Origin of the sequence: Vibrio sp. 99-8-1 (assembly GCF_013114595.1) — a bacterium.
Lineage (GTDB): Bacteria > Pseudomonadota > Gammaproteobacteria > Enterobacterales > Vibrionaceae > Vibrio.
This window is the reverse complement of record NZ_VTXE01000030.1, coordinates 56,025-69,004: the sequence shown is the minus strand read 5'-3', so window position 1 is coordinate 69,004 and position 12,980 is coordinate 56,025. Positions and strand designations below refer to the sequence as shown.

The 12,980-nt window shown below is 42.3% G+C and carries 14 protein-coding genes; 6 read left to right on the top strand and 8 right to left on the bottom strand.

Annotated elements, in window-relative coordinates:
• Positions 1–52 precede the first annotated feature (52 nt).
• Together purU and F0227_RS16280 are read left to right on the top strand one after the other, a co-directional pair.
• On the top strand, positions 53–889 hold the full coding sequence (gene purU / locus F0227_RS16285) for a formyltetrahydrofolate deformylase (RefSeq protein WP_171754299.1): 837 nt from the start codon (positions 53–55) through the stop codon (positions 887–889).
• 225 nt (positions 890–1,114) lie between these two features.
• Positions 1,115–1,552 (top strand): DUF2753 family protein, encoded by a 438-nt coding sequence (locus F0227_RS16280; RefSeq protein ID WP_171754298.1) that lies wholly within the window; start codon positions 1,115–1,117, stop codon positions 1,550–1,552.
• 42 nt (positions 1,553–1,594) lie between these two features.
• Here F0227_RS16280 and F0227_RS16275 read toward each other — a convergent pair whose 3' ends face one another.
• Complete coding sequence (locus F0227_RS16275) at positions 1,595–2,434, bottom strand: OmpA family protein (protein ID WP_253822122.1); 840 nt, start codon at positions 2,432–2,434, stop codon at positions 1,595–1,597.
• A gap of 371 nt (positions 2,435–2,805) precedes the next feature.
• Between F0227_RS16275 and rnt the strand changes: the two genes are divergently transcribed.
• Complete coding sequence (gene rnt / locus F0227_RS16270; protein WP_171754296.1) at positions 2,806–3,450, top strand: ribonuclease T; 645 nt, start codon at positions 2,806–2,808, stop codon at positions 3,448–3,450.
• An 81-nt stretch (positions 3,451–3,531) separates the two neighbouring features.
• The gene (locus tag F0227_RS16265; protein ID WP_171754295.1) at positions 3,532–4,854 is read left to right on the top strand and encodes a Na+/H+ antiporter family protein; all 1,323 of its coding nucleotides are present in this window, start codon (positions 3,532–3,534) and stop codon (positions 4,852–4,854) included.
• A 64-nt stretch (positions 4,855–4,918) separates the two neighbouring features.
• On the opposite strand, the gene F0227_RS16260 is transcribed toward F0227_RS16265, so the two are convergent.
• Positions 4,919–5,251, bottom strand: a complete 333-nt coding sequence (locus F0227_RS16260) for a Grx4 family monothiol glutaredoxin (protein WP_171754294.1) — start codon at positions 5,249–5,251, stop codon at positions 4,919–4,921.
• A 283-nt stretch (positions 5,252–5,534) separates the two neighbouring features.
• On the opposite strand from F0227_RS16260, the gene sodB reads away from it, so the two are divergent.
• Positions 5,535–6,119 (top strand): superoxide dismutase [Fe], encoded by a 585-nt coding sequence (gene sodB / locus F0227_RS16255; RefSeq protein WP_171754293.1) that lies wholly within the window; start codon positions 5,535–5,537, stop codon positions 6,117–6,119.
• 91 nt (positions 6,120–6,210) lie between these two features.
• Here the strand turns inward: sodB and F0227_RS16250 are convergent, their stop codons facing one another.
• From F0227_RS16250 to F0227_RS16240, 3 genes are all read right to left on the bottom strand, one after another.
• Positions 6,211–6,651 (bottom strand): DUF411 domain-containing protein, encoded by a 441-nt coding sequence (locus tag F0227_RS16250; RefSeq protein ID WP_171754292.1) that lies wholly within the window; start codon positions 6,649–6,651, stop codon positions 6,211–6,213.
• An 80-nt stretch (positions 6,652–6,731) separates the two neighbouring features.
• Positions 6,732–7,043, bottom strand: coding sequence for a hypothetical protein (locus F0227_RS16245; protein WP_171754291.1), 312 nt, complete (start codon positions 7,041–7,043; stop codon positions 6,732–6,734).
• Between the two features lie 154 nt (positions 7,044–7,197).
• A complete protein-coding gene (locus tag F0227_RS16240; RefSeq protein ID WP_171754290.1) occupies positions 7,198–8,433 on the bottom strand; it encodes an MFS transporter in 1,236 nt (411 codons plus the stop codon).
• A gap of 385 nt (positions 8,434–8,818) precedes the next feature.
• On the opposite strand from F0227_RS16240, the gene F0227_RS16235 reads away from it, so the two are divergent.
• Positions 8,819–9,994 (top strand): multidrug effflux MFS transporter, encoded by a 1,176-nt coding sequence (locus F0227_RS16235; protein WP_171754289.1) that lies wholly within the window; start codon positions 8,819–8,821, stop codon positions 9,992–9,994.
• Between the two features lie 238 nt (positions 9,995–10,232).
• Here the strand turns inward: F0227_RS16235 and F0227_RS16230 are convergent, their stop codons facing one another.
• From F0227_RS16230 to sucC, 3 genes are all read right to left on the bottom strand, one after another.
• Positions 10,233–10,802 (bottom strand): NnrU family protein, encoded by a 570-nt coding sequence (locus F0227_RS16230; protein ID WP_171754288.1) that lies wholly within the window; start codon positions 10,800–10,802, stop codon positions 10,233–10,235.
• Between the two features lie 94 nt (positions 10,803–10,896).
• Entirely contained in the window at positions 10,897–11,769 is an 873-nt protein-coding gene (gene sucD / locus F0227_RS16225; protein WP_171754287.1) for a succinate--CoA ligase subunit alpha, read from the bottom strand.
• On the bottom strand, positions 11,769–12,935 hold the full coding sequence (gene sucC / locus F0227_RS16220; protein WP_171754286.1) for an ADP-forming succinate--CoA ligase subunit beta: 1,167 nt from the start codon (positions 12,933–12,935) through the stop codon (positions 11,769–11,771). The genes sucD and sucC overlap by 1 nt, the downstream gene beginning before the upstream one ends.
• Positions 12,936–12,980: the final 45 nt, after the last annotated feature.

Sequence of the window (12,980 nt, the reverse complement as noted above, 5' to 3'; positions counted from 1 at the left end):
AACCTCAAGGTGCTTGTTCAGCAAGAATTTATAAATACGGAAGTAACAGAAAATGGAAAAAAAGACTTTGCTCACTCACTGCAGTGACGCACCTGGCCTGATCGCTAAAATAACCAATATATGCTACAAGCATCAGCTCAATATTATTCATAACAATGAATTTGTTGATAATACCAATGGCCATTTTTTTATGCGAACAGAGTTAGAGGGGATATTTAACGATGACACCTTTCTATTTGATCTAGACCAAGCACTACCACAAGGCACAAAGCGTTCGCTAGTAAGCTCAAAATCAAGAAAGAAAGTGGTTATTTTGGTGACCAAAGAGGCCCACTGCTTAGGGGACATTTTAATTAAGAGCTACGATGGCAGTTTAAATATTGATATTGCTGCGGTCGTTGGAAATTATGATGTTCTACAAAGCTTAACGGAAAAATTTGATATTCCGTACCACCATGTGGATCATCAAGGCCTCACTAGAGAAGAACATGAAGAGAAAATGCTGGCGGTAATTGACTCTTACCAAGCCGATTATTTAGTACTGGCAAAATATATGCGAGTTCTGACACCACAATTTGTCGAAAAATATCATCATAAGATCATTAATATTCACCACAGCTTTTTACCCGCTTTCATCGGTGCAAAACCCTACCAGCAAGCCTATGACCGCGGTGTAAAAATCATCGGTGCGACCGCGCATTTTGTGACTAATGACCTCGATGAAGGGCCAATTATTAAACAAGATGTAATCCCGGTAGATCATAACTTTAGCGCCAAAGATATGGCTCAAGCTGGACGGGATGTTGAAAAGAACATTTTAAGCCGCGCCATCAATAAAGTGGTGAACGATCATGTTTTTGTCAATGGCAACAAAACCGTTATTCTCTAGCCACAGCTTCTTCTAGCTTAATTCAATGCAGCGATACTGAATCCATCGTGTCGCTGCTACATTACGCATTTACATGATAATAATTATCATTTACAATTCACTTTCATCAATATTTCACCTTAATTAAACCGAGTGTTAGTAATCAGTGACGATAATTGATCGTCACCCTTACTCATAAGTTTTAATCAACGGTATATCGCTAGTGAGTCGTAAAGGAGAGTTACCATGAGCATAGATAAATGGGAAGAACACACACTACTGGCCGATAGTGCACTACAGCAAAAAGATTACCTTCGTAGTATATTACATTACCAACAAGCACTTAATGTGTCGGATAAACTCATCGATGAAGAACAGGTTAATATTGATGATCTGCTGACCATTAATGTTATCTCTTGCCACAACTTAGCCAACTTCTGGCGTACAAATGGCGATCAAGAGTATGAGTTAAAATACCTACAGTTGGCATCAGAAAAATTATTGATGCTAGTACCGCAATGCCCACAAAAGTCATGTCACGCGTTTATCGATTCATTAGGCTGCTGCCAAAAAGCGCTAATCAATTTTATGAAAAGACACCCAGACACTAGCATCGCGCAAAGAGTTCAGCACATTAATACCGTTAGCAATTGCGAAATAATCGCTCGATTTAAACTGAACTAAGCTGAGATAAAAAATGCCGCCATTTGGCCGCATTTTAATATTCTATACTTGGGTTCTTCCGAGCGAGATAACCACCCTACGGTTTTTATCTTTACCAATAGGCGTCCCATTGTCTGCAATCGGGCGACGTTTACCATATCCTTGGATTTCGATTCTATTCCCCGGTAAACCAATAGACTTGAAGTAATCACGCAACACCACCGCTCTTCTTTCTGACAAACTTTGATTCGCAGTCTTGTCACCACTTGAATCGGTATAAGTCGAGATGAGCACTAAATCGATATCAGTATTGTATTTCACATATTCTGCTATCTGCGCTAAGCGTTTTTGCGATGCTTTATTTAACTGATCACTGTTGCGGTTGTAATGCAAAATAGTAAAAGAGATATCTTCAAAACTGTACGGCAATAACTGGCTGATACAGAGTGAAAATGCATTGTATTTATCTTGGAATGTAACCGACGATAACGCGACTTCAACGCGCTGATCTCGACTAAGCCAATCAGAATAGCTGAAGGTAGGAGAACGACCTTTTTCTAGCTCAGACAAAATACTCCATGCGGTTTGTCCACCCACATAGCCATCGAACTGTTTAAAGAATTTCATCGTATTCATGCGATCAGCGCTCTCGCCTGCTCGCCATGAAGGTGGCATAGAAACCAAATTAACGCTGCGTGTCTCTCCCATTGGCCGACGCATTTTAAGCTCAAAATCTAAGTTGATTTTTTTGCTCGCAATCGAAGAAAACTCACCCTGACCATAATTAGGAATAGGATGAACAAGACGACACTCTAACGGTGTGTTCACCACCATTTGCCACTCAGATTGCTCAGGTGTTGCGGCATAACGGATCGACACCGCCTCTGATACCGGAGATATCATTGCTGATGACAAACATACACTTAACGCAATCAACTTTTTCATAATCATAAAACTCTTAAATAGCGACAACGGCATATCATTGCCGCCTTCTAGGAAAAAACGCTCCTTTCTCGCTCACTTTCTACAAATAGTCAGTACTTCTGGGTAGCCATTGCAAGAAGTTAGCCACAATTGGCAATAAACGCACTGTCGTCATCAATTTAAGCTCGCTAGTCCCTCTTTTGTCGACTCTTATATCTTTAAAAACATTAACATCCATCCTACAAAAGAAAAATAGTTGCTATATCAGTAGATAGATTTGACTTTAACCATTTTGCTCTGAGTTAGAATCTGCAATAATGCGTGCCTTATCACATTTATAATTTTAAGACATGACAGTAGAAAACGAACAACTCACATTAAAAAAACGCTTTCGTGGTTATTTTCCCGTTGTTATTGATGTAGAGACCGCTGGATTTAATGCAAAAACCGATGCACTTTTGGAAATTTGTGCCGTCACATTAAAAATGGACGACAATGGAGACCTTCATCCAGCCTCAACCATTCACTTTCATGTCACACCATTTGAAGGAGCGAATCTTGAAAAAGAAGCTCTGGAGTTTAATGGCATCAGAGATCCTTTTAGCCCATTACGCGGTGCGGTAACAGAAAGCGAAGCGCTAAAAGAGATCTATAAACTGGTACGAAAAGAACAGAAGCAAGCCGATTGTAGCCGTGCAATCATGGTTGCTCATAATGCTAACTTCGATCATAGCTTTGTTATGCAAGCGAGCGAACGCAGCGCATTAAAACGAGTCCCTTTTCATCCCTTTGCTACTTTTGATACCGCTGCATTAAGTGGTCTTGCTTATGGTCAAACCGTTTTGGCCAAAGCATGTAAAACAGCCGGGATGGATTTTGACAATAAAGAAGCCCACTCTGCACTATACGATACACAAAAAACAGCAGAGTTATTTTGCGGAATTGTAAATAAATGGAAAGCCCTTGGCGGCTGGCCATTAGTCGATTCCGAATAACAATAAATCGAGCCATCTCGCTTATTTTATAGGCCATAGTGGTTTGAACAAATAAACAAACACAACCCAATCGAGAATAATATGAATCCGGTAGTAATCTCAGTATGTATCATGCTGCTACTGGCACTAATGAGAGTCAACGTTGTCGTTGCGCTTACCTTTAGTGCTATTGTTGGTGGCATAGTGTCAGGTATGAGCCTGAACGAATCAATCTCTGCATTTGAAAGTGGTTTAGGCGGTGGTGCAACTATCGCATTGAGCTACGCGATGTTAGGTACATTTGCAGTGGCCATTTCTAAATCTGGTTTAACTGACCTTCTAGCACAAAATGTTATTAAGCGTATTCATGGCAATGAAAATGCTGCTGCGTCAACAGGGCTAAAGTACCTAATCATTTGTGCATTAGTACTTGTGACTATGTCTTCACAAAACGTCATCCCTGTTCATATCGCCTTTATTCCAATTTTAATTCCACCTCTTCTGGGCGTTTTTGCAAAACTGAAACTGGACCGTCGTCTGATCGCATGTGTACTCACATTCGGTTTGGTGACCCCTTATATGGTATTGCCAATCGGCTTTGGTGGTATTTTCTTAAACAACATTTTGCTTAAGAACTTACACGACAATGGCCTTCCAGAAGTTGTTGCTAGCCAAGTTCCAACCGCGATGCTACTACCCGGTTTAGGTATGATTTCAGGCCTCCTATTTGCGATATTTTTCTCCTATCGTAAACCTCGCGAATATAAAGAGACCGAGCTAACAACCGTTCACAGTGAAGTTAGCATAGATAAGCGCAATATTATGGTGGCTCTTGTTGCCATTGCTGCGGCTCTAGGTGCACAGTTGAGCACTGGTTCGATGATTATTGGTGGTTTGGCTGGCTTTATGGTGTTCACATTTGGTGGTGTGATTAAATATAAAGAGACACACGATGTCTTCACCAAAGGGGTACATATGATGGCGATGATCGGTTTTATCATGATCTCTGCCGCAGGTTTTGCCGCTGTGATGAAACAAAGCGGTGGCGTAGAAACGTTAGTTGAAGCACTTGCAACCAGCATAGGTGACAACAAAGCGTTAGCTGCGTTACTTATGCTTATCGTGGGATTATTGGTCACCATGGGCATCGGTTCTTCTTTCTCAACCATCCCTATTCTGGCAACCATTTATGTACCATTGGCTGCTGCTTTTGGCTTCTCTCCAATGGCAACTATTGCTCTAGTAGGTACTGCTGCGGCTCTAGGTGACGCAGGTTCACCGGCTTCCGACTCAACCCTTGGTCCAACATCCGGACTCAACGCTGACGGCCAACACGAGCACGTATGGGAAACGGTAGTCCCTACATTTATCCACTACAATATTCCACTAATTGTATTTGGATGGATTGCTGCGATGGTGCTGTAGCACAACGCCATATAACAGACATAAAAAACCCGGCCAGTAGCCGGGTTTTCTTTTGCAGCAATATCTACTCTGCGTCTTCAATCTTAGCAGCCGCTTCTTTAATCAATGGCTGAAGCTCACCTTTTTGGAACATCTCCAAAATAATGTCACAACCACCAATTAGCTCACCTTCAATCCATAATTGTGGGAATGTAGGCCATTGTGCATAAGCAGGTAATTCAGCACGAATATCTGGGTTTTGTAGGATGTCTACATAAGCAAACTTCTCACCACACGCCATTAGCGCTTGAGATGCCTGAGATGAAAAACCACAGCTTGGTAGTTTAGGGGATCCCTTCATATATAAAAGGATAGCGTTCTCTTCCAGCTGTTTCTTAATTTTATCGATCGTTTCCATTGTGTTCTCACATGACTTTTACTTCACTTCAGGCTCTCATTCTACGTATTTATACAAGAATAAAAAGCACAATATCTGTAGGGTTAACTATACTAAACTAGCTTCATTAGTTAAGCCTAGAGAGCAGTAACCTGATAAATAAATGATTTTTTTTTGTTAATAGGGTTTTAATAAAGTAAAAACTTGATAAAATACCTACAAGTCAGTCATTTTGACGAATAATTACAATTAATTGGAAGCAATAGAAAGAGGTAACTCTTTCAAATCAATGGAGAATACGGCAATGGCATTTGAACTACCTGCACTTCCTTATGCAAAAGATGCACTAGAACCACATATCTCAGCTGAGACACTAGATTTTCACCACGGCAAACATCACAACACCTACGTAGTGAAACTAAATGGTCTTATCCCAGGAACTGAGTTTGAAAACAAATCACTAGAAGAGATCGTTAAAACTTCTACTGGTGGCGTATTTAACAACGCAGCTCAGATTTGGAACCACACTTTCTACTGGCACTGTCTAGCGCCAAACGCAGGTGGCGAACCAACAGGTGCCGTAGCAGAAGCAATTAACGCTGCATTCGGTTCATTTGATGAGTTCAAAGCGAAATTCACTGATTCAGCGATTAACAACTTTGGTTCTTCTTGGACTTGGTTGGTTAAGAAAGCAGATGGTTCTTTGGATATTGTTAACACATCTAATGCAGCGACTCCGCTAACCGAAGAAGGCATCACTCCTCTACTAACAGTAGACCTTTGGGAGCACGCTTACTACATTGACTACCGCAATGTACGTCCTGATTACATGAATGGTTTCTGGGCACTAGTTAACTGGGCATTTGTTGCTGAAAACTTAGCGAAATAAGCTCAATTTAACAAATAGATAAAGCTGGCGACGACTTATATGTTCGCCAGCTTTTTTATTGCTTACTGCACACTAAACTGTACTCTAAGGGCTAATATTGCGTATAGATTGTTGTGTTGCCATGACGATCAAAAGCCACCACATCAAACCCTTTATACTGCCCTTCTATACCAGCCATCCCGGGAGAATGCGCAGGCATGCCAGGCGCAGATAGCCCAATAATACCTTCTGGCTTTTCTGCCAATAAACGAGCGATATCAGCCTCAGGTACATGGCCTTCTATCAAGTAGCCATCAATAACGGCACTGTGACAAGAAACCAGTTGCGAAGGCAGCTTATGTTGCTGTTTAATGTCGTTCCATTGCTGCTGATGATGCACCTTAACCTGATAACCTTTCTCTTCAAGTATGTTCATCCATTGCGTACAGCAACCGCAACTTGGTGACTTATATAAGTCAACCATGGCGTTGGCGAGTACTCCTGTACTAAAAAAGCATGTCGATAGAATAACGGCGGTTAGTTTACGTTTCATTTCTCTCTCCAAATACTGGAAATTCTGTTGACCTGTAAAGCGACCAAACTCAGTTGTGGTGCTTTACGACTATAAAAATATCAAGCGACGAACAGAATGGGAGGGCGTAAATATCGGCTTTCATAGCCTGTTAAAACGTTTTTTTGAGAGATAATAAATGGCAGACGAACATACAGAATATTACCACTAAGTAAGCAGCAAGTTGACGCCATTGGATAAGCGTTGGGAGTGATACAACAAGCCATGCTAGCCGCTTTCAGCATAGTGTCGCAATGAACACCATCAGCCGCAGCAGCAAGCTCTGCACAATCTACATGATGTGATTCCAACGTGGTACTCGCACCATTAACATCCAATAGACTTGCCATGGCTACCCTTGTTTGGCTCGCCATTATAACGCTCAATGTTAGTATGAATAAAAACAAACCACTAAGCCATTTAGCCATCGGTGGTCTGTTGCGGTTTCGTTTCATAGCTATCTTTGTCTATTAAGATATACACACGTTAAACGCTAACCTAAGGGTAAGGTCAACTGTTTTGTGCTTATTAGCCATTATTTTTGTTAAACCCGCTATGAATAAACGAACGCTGTGCTGGTAAAACCATTAAGGCAACAACAACCATCACCACTGCCAACATGCCGAAAAATGACTTATCTGACCATCCCATCTCAATAAAGAGACCAAATATCCATGGAGCCGCAGCGGTAGAAAGAATCATTAATGAAGTCATCATGGAGCGAATAGCACCAATATGCTCAGTACCATACACCTCAGCCCAAAGCGCGTTAATGACAGGTCCAGATGCGCCAATACCAAGCCCAAACAGGGTCATAAACAACATAGCCGACCAACTTTGGTTAAAGTAGGCCAATACTGCAAGGCCACTGATAAGTGGCAACATAAAGTAAGCGAGTAAGCGCTTAGCTCCGTACTTATCTACCAAGGTTCCTGCAATCATGGAACTTACCCAGTGCATGATTCCATATGCAACAAAGCTATTTGCCAGTAAGGTAGGTGACCACACTTTTTGCGTTAATAAAAAGTTTTGTTGAATAAAAACACCCGTTACTACAAAAGGAGCTGCTAATGTTGAAGGTAAAATAGACCAGAAACGCCAATCTGATAGTACTTCTCGTCGACCACTTTTATTTACACCTGTCACTTTTGCTCGTGCCGTTTTGGCTAAGATTTTGACTTGATCGGTTTTAGACAATAAGTAATAAGCGATGGGAAGGTATATGAATACCACTACAGCAGATAACGCCAACCAACTGCTGCGCCAGCCTAACCAGCCAATCAAAATAACCACCAAGGTGGGCAATATTACTTCACCAATAGCCACGCCACTTCCCGCAATACTGATAGCTTTGCCCCGCTGATGAGTGTAACAACGGATCATAGTTGTCTGTGCGGTATGCGGCAGCAAGCCCTGACCAGTCAGCCTTAGTAGATAAAATGCAAAAAAGAGCATGATTGGAGAGGCAACATTTGCCATTACCAAGCAGGCACTCGCCAAGACGAACGCAACTAACGTGGTAAAACGACGAACCGCCCAGCGATCCACCATACCACCAACAAACATAATGGTAATGCTACTACACAGCGTCGCAATCGCGTATGTCATACCATAATCAATAGCAGATATAGAGAGATCTCTTTGAATATCCGCGCCAAACCAACTAAGGAAAAAAGACTGTCCCAAGTTACCTGCAAAAACGGTAAGGAGACCAAATGATAGTAGAGGCCATTGCTGACCAATAAAATAACGATAACTGTTCATATTTCTCATTTTTTATTTATGCCGAGCCTGACGACACTAGGCTAAAATGCGAGTGTTCAAGCGCCACACGAATTGTCACGCGAATTATCTATAAAGAACCACGGCTAGATGGGCTGCATTAAGCTTAAAAAATCAGAAAATTGCAATCGAAATTATAAATTTTCCACTTATTTTAGCCGTTCTCTCTTCCCCATCACTTCACCAGGAATCACACTGCTCTCGCTAAACATGCCGCGCAAAATTACTTGTGTATAATCAAAATTCATATTCAAATTAGTGTATACTGATGCAGCTGAACCCCGCTGAGCAAATCAAACAATTCCAATATTAAGCTCATGGTATTACTCCGGTAAATGTCTCCACCATTATTCAATTTGGATTATCAATGTCATCGGTTTTTAAATGGAAACCCGTCTTACTCGCCTGCCTCATAGTGAGTATCGGTCAATTTAGCATGGGACTCGTTTTCCCTTCACTGCCATGGATCGCGCAAGATTTTTCAATCAGTTCTGATCAAGCTCAGTTGCTTATTTCAATCTACTTACTTGGTTTTGGTCCATCTCAATTTCTTTATGGCCCTATCTCTGACGCGCTGGGCAGAAAACCGGTATTGCTGACAGGGTTAACACTTGCACTTATTGGCTTAACATTGGCGATATTTGCTAGCCAATCATTTGAAATGCTGGTACTTGGTCGGTTTATTCAAGGACTTGGTGCTGGATGCTGCGCGGTGCTATCTCGCGCTTCACTGCGTGACTCTTATGATCAACACGAGCTACCAAAGGCATTATCATGGGTTGCAATTGTTGCGTCATTTACCCCCATTATCGCTCCTGTATTAGGCGGTTTTATTAACCATAGCTTTGGCTGGCTGGCGGTATTTATCTCACTTTTTTCTTATATCTTAACGTTACTCGTCTCTTTGCTGTTTCTATTTTCAGAAACACTGCCAGCGAAACAGCCGTTACCAAACCCAAAGACGATACTGACAACATATCAGCAGTTAATTCAATCTAAGTACTTCTTAAGTTTTGCCAGCCTAGGTTGGTATAATTTTAGCTTGGTTGTACTTTCTATCTCTGTTATGCCTTTCATTATGCAGATTCATATAGGCATGACCTCTGATCAATATGCGGTTTGGGCGCTGATTCCTGCTTTCGGTTTATTGGCTGGCGGTTTTACCTGTAATCGACTCCGTCCCATTATTGGCAGTAAGAGGATGCTCTACCTAGTACCCGTGGTGCATCTTAGCGCCGCAATCTGGTTAATCATTGCCCCTCTTCACCCTGCCGCCATGATGGCAGGTCAGTTTGTGTTAAACATGGGCAATGGCATGGCGTTTCCTTGCGCCCAATCTCAGCTGTTAATCCCTTATAAAAGAAAGGCTGGCTCCGTTGCGGCATTATCTGGCGGGGGACAGATGATATTCTCTGCTTTATCAAGTATGTTGCTGGTGAAAATAGGCATAAGTGAAGCGTGGCATTTGGGCGTGGTTATTATGGTTTTTGCTACTCTTAGCAGCATTAGCATGCGAGCTGGATTTGCATCTAAACCGGTATAATAAGACAGGTATAAAAAAGAGATGTTGAATAACATCTCTTTATCATTATCACGTTAGACGTCGCTAGGATCTGTTGACCTTTCCGGTATATTTTTGCAGCTCTTTGTTGGTGTTTTATACAAGGCAGCGTCTGTGCCGTGTAGTCAACGATACAATTAGGCGATAACGCTGTAGAAAATGCCAAAAAATGCTGCCCGAAGGGTTCATCTAAAAGCGTACTAAGCTGTGATATGAATCATTAGCCAAGCAATGGCATACCGATTAGCATTCCATGCAGAGAGAATAACAGTGCCACGGTTGCGCCAAGCCCAATAACAATGGCAATCACATCGTTTATTCCCGCAGGTTTAAGACCAGGTAGCGGACGTTGTGAACGTTTTTTCATCGAAATTCTATCAACCACAGCCCAAGCTAAGAAAGCACCAAATAGCACGATATCCGCCAGAGTGCCATTCACTAATAGATGGCTAAGAGCCCAAATCTTAACCGCCACCAATTGTGGATGCTTGAGAGTTTGGCTAATTCTTCCAGGGAAGTAAGGCGCAACAAAAAAAATCATCGCAGGCAGCATTAACAAAAAGGCCAGATGTCTAAGCCACAGAGGTGCATTATAAATAATCACAGGATCCAGTCGTGCAGCGGCATACCCTTTCGCTATCAAAATCACCCCAAGCAAAGAGACAATTGAGTAAAATGCTTTCCAGCCTAGTGCACTTTTTGCCGCCATACTATCGCGAAATGAGACAGAAATAATCGAAACAGAATGTATTCCCAAAAATAGCAGCAACCCTAATACCAACATTGTCATTTAATTGTTTCCTTTTAATTATTTTAATTATCAACAAGACATAAAAAAGCCCAGATATTACTCTGAGCTTTTCGTCGTCAAATGGCAGTTATGTTTACCAACCTGTCACTTCACGTAGTGCTGAACCGATATCCGCTAAACTTTTTACCGTTTTAACGCCTGCCGCTTCTAATGCAGCAAATTTATCTTCAGCCGTTCCTTTACCACCAGAGATAATTGCCCCAGCGTGACCCATTCGTTTACCAGGAGGAGCTGTAACACCAGCGATATAAGAAACAACAGGTTTAGTGACATTATCTTTAATAAATGCCGCTGCTTCCTCTTCTGCTGTACCACCAATCTCACCGATCATTACGATGGCTTCTGTTTCTGGATCTTCTTGGAACAGTTTCAGGATGTCGATAAAGTTAGAACCCGGGATAGGGTCACCACCAATACCAACGCACGTAGACTGGCCAAAGCCTTCATCCGTCGTCTGCTTAACTGCTTCATAAGTTAATGTACCAGAACGAGAAACAATACCCACTTTACCTTTCTTATGAATGTGACCCGGCATGATGCCAATTTTACATTCATCAGGAGTAATAACACCTGGGCAGTTAGGACCAATCATGACCACACCAGCTTCATCAAGACGTACTTTAACATCCAGTAAGTCTAATGTTGGAATGCCTTCGGTAATAGTTACGATAAGCTTAATGCCTGCATCGATAGCTTCAAGAATGGCATCTTTGCAGAACGGTGCTGGTACATAAATGACCGATGCTGTAGCACCTGTCTCTTCAACGGCATCACGTACCGTATTGAAAACAGGTAGTCCTAAGTGAGTTTGACCGCCTTTACCCGGAGATACACCACCCACCATTTGTGTTCCGTAGTCAATCGCTTGCTCTGAGTGGAACGTACCCTGTCCACCAGTGAAACCTTGGCAGATAACTTTAGTATTTTTATCAATTAATACAGACATTATTTGCCCTCCGCTGCAGCAACTACTTTTTCTGCGGCTTCTTTTAGGGAATTCGCAGCAATGATGTTCAATCCACTTTCGGCTAATTTCTTCGAGCCTAATGGGGCATTGTTACCTTCTAATCGAACAACAACAGGGACTTTTACACCAACCTCTTCTACTGCACCGATAATACCGTCTGCGATAAGATCACAGCGAACAATTCCGCCGAAGATATTCACTAGAACGGCTTTTACATTATCGTCAGACAGGATGATCTTAAATGCTTCGGTCACGCGCTCTTTCGTCGCGCCGCCGCCCACATCTAGGAAGTTTGCAGGCTGGCCACCATGCAAGTTAACGATATCCATCGTACCCATCGCTAGGCCGGCACCGTTAACCATACAACCAATGCTGCCATCAAGTGCAACATAGTTCAGCTCCCACTGTGCGGCATGAGCTTCACGCTCATCTTCTTGTGAAGGATCGTGCATTTCACGAAGTTTAGGCTGACGATACATAGCATTGGAATCAATGTTAATCTTGCCATCAAGACATAGTAGATTGCCTTCACCAGTGATCACCAATGGGTTGATTTCTAGCAGAGCTAAATCATATTGAGCAAACATGTTGCCCAGACCCATGAAGATCTTAGTAAACTGCTTAATTTGATCCCCTTCAAGACCCAACTTAAACGCCAACTCTCTACCTTGGTACGCTTGTGGGCCAACCAACGGATCAATTGCCGCTTTATGGATTAGCTCTGGAGTCTCTTCAGCTACTTTTTCAATCTCAACGCCACCTTCAGTCGAGGCCATAAAGACGATGCGACGGCTAGAACGATCGACTACAGCACCAAGATAGAGCTCATTGGCGATGTTAGATGCTTCTTCAACCAAAATCTTTGTAACAGGCTGTCCATTGGCATCTGTTTGATAAGTCACTAAGTTCTTACCTAGCCACTTTTGAGCAAAGGCTTTAACACCATCTTTAGTGTCGTGCAGTTCAACACCACCAGCTTTACCACGTCCACCTGCGTGCACTTGGCATTTAACGACTTTTTTCTCGGTACTTATGCGGCCAGCTGCTTCAAATGCTTCTTGTGGAGTATCACAAGCAAAGCCTTCTGGGACAGGCAAACCGAACTCAGCAAACAGCTGTTTGGCTTGATATTCATGCAAATTCATTACGCTATTCCGTATGTTTATCCCTTGGGGGAATTATTATTTCCA

Bases quoted from the DNA above. Each gene is read 5' to 3' on its own strand.
- purU (WP_171754299.1), top strand. From the start codon at position 53: ATGGAAAAAAAGACTTTGCTCACTCACTGCAGTGACGCACCTGGCCTG.
- F0227_RS16280 (WP_171754298.1), top strand. From the start codon at position 1,115: ATGAGCATAGATAAATGGGAAGAACACACACTACTGGCCGATAGTGCA.
- F0227_RS16275 (WP_253822122.1), bottom strand. From the start codon at position 2,434: ATGATATCTCCGGTATCAGAGGCGGTGTCGATCCGTTATGCCGCAACA.
- rnt (WP_171754296.1), top strand. From the start codon at position 2,806: ATGACAGTAGAAAACGAACAACTCACATTAAAAAAACGCTTTCGTGGT.
- F0227_RS16265 (WP_171754295.1), top strand. From the start codon at position 3,532: ATGAATCCGGTAGTAATCTCAGTATGTATCATGCTGCTACTGGCACTA.
- F0227_RS16260 (WP_171754294.1), bottom strand. From the start codon at position 5,251: ATGGAAACGATCGATAAAATTAAGAAACAGCTGGAAGAGAACGCTATC.
- sodB (WP_171754293.1), top strand. From the start codon at position 5,535: ATGGCATTTGAACTACCTGCACTTCCTTATGCAAAAGATGCACTAGAA.
- F0227_RS16250 (WP_171754292.1), bottom strand. From the start codon at position 6,651: ATGAAACGTAAACTAACCGCCGTTATTCTATCGACATGCTTTTTTAGT.
- F0227_RS16245 (WP_171754291.1), bottom strand. From the start codon at position 7,043: ATGGCGAGCCAAACAAGGGTAGCCATGGCAAGTCTATTGGATGTTAAT.
- F0227_RS16240 (WP_171754290.1), bottom strand. From the start codon at position 8,433: ATGAACAGTTATCGTTATTTTATTGGTCAGCAATGGCCTCTACTATCA.
- F0227_RS16235 (WP_171754289.1), top strand. From the start codon at position 8,819: ATGTCATCGGTTTTTAAATGGAAACCCGTCTTACTCGCCTGCCTCATA.
- F0227_RS16230 (WP_171754288.1), bottom strand. From the start codon at position 10,802: ATGACAATGTTGGTATTAGGGTTGCTGCTATTTTTGGGAATACATTCT.
- sucD (WP_171754287.1), bottom strand. From the start codon at position 11,769: ATGTCTGTATTAATTGATAAAAATACTAAAGTTATCTGCCAAGGTTTC.
- sucC (WP_171754286.1), bottom strand. From the start codon at position 12,935: ATGAATTTGCATGAATATCAAGCCAAACAGCTGTTTGCTGAGTTCGGT.